Origin of the sequence: Aliiruegeria sabulilitoris, assembly GCF_001558155.1 — a bacterium.
Classification (GTDB): Bacteria; Pseudomonadota; Alphaproteobacteria; order Rhodobacterales; family Rhodobacteraceae; genus Tropicimonas; species Tropicimonas sabulilitoris.
On record NZ_LOAS01000118.1, the window covers coordinates 1 to 675 of the forward strand.

At 64.0% G+C, this 675-nt stretch carries 1 protein-coding gene; it reads right to left on the minus strand.

What is annotated here, in order from left to right; translation table 11 throughout:
* Positions 1-31: 31 nt before the first annotated feature.
* On the minus strand, positions 32-675 hold a 644-nt coding region (gene tnpC / locus AX756_RS24800; RefSeq protein WP_156461699.1), incomplete at its 5' end, for an IS66 family transposase.

The window sequence follows — 675 nt, forward strand, 5'->3', positions numbered from 1 at the left end:
TCGTAAGCGCTGTCTGGGGGGCACGGAGCTTTCAGCTTGACGTCTTGAAGTTCCATGGAAGCAGATCATCGATCCGGCTCTGAGGATGTCCGGCTGCGATGGCCTCCAGCGTTGCCTTGAGATAGGCGAAGGGCTCGACACCGTTGACCTTCGCAGTTGCGATGAGCGAGGCGATGCGCGCCCAGGACCGCCCGCCTTCATCGTGACCGGCGAAGAGTGCGTTCTTTCTCGTCAGGGCAATCGGGCGGATCAGGTTCTCGACGCTGTTGGAGTCGATTTCGACACGACCGTCGTGGAGGAAGGTCTGCAACCCCTCCCAGTGACGATGGATATAGGCGAGTTTTTCGCCCAGGCGGGACTTGGACGAGATGCGATGGCGCTGTGCCTGCAGCCAGTCGCCGAACTCGGCGACCAGGGGCGCGGTGCGGGTCTTTCGCGCGGACAGGCGCTGGCCGGGGCCCATGCCGCGGATTTCGGCTTCGATCCGGTAGAACTCCGCGATCTGGCGCAGGCCGTCAGCGGCAATCTCGGAACCGTCGCGGTCGAAGACCTCCTTCAGCTTCCTGCGTGCATGGGCCCAGCAATGGGCGACAGTGATCGGCGCGCCGCCCTTCCGGGAGGGACGCGTCAGCCGGTTGTAGCCCTGATAGCCGTCGAGCTGCAGGATGCCATCGA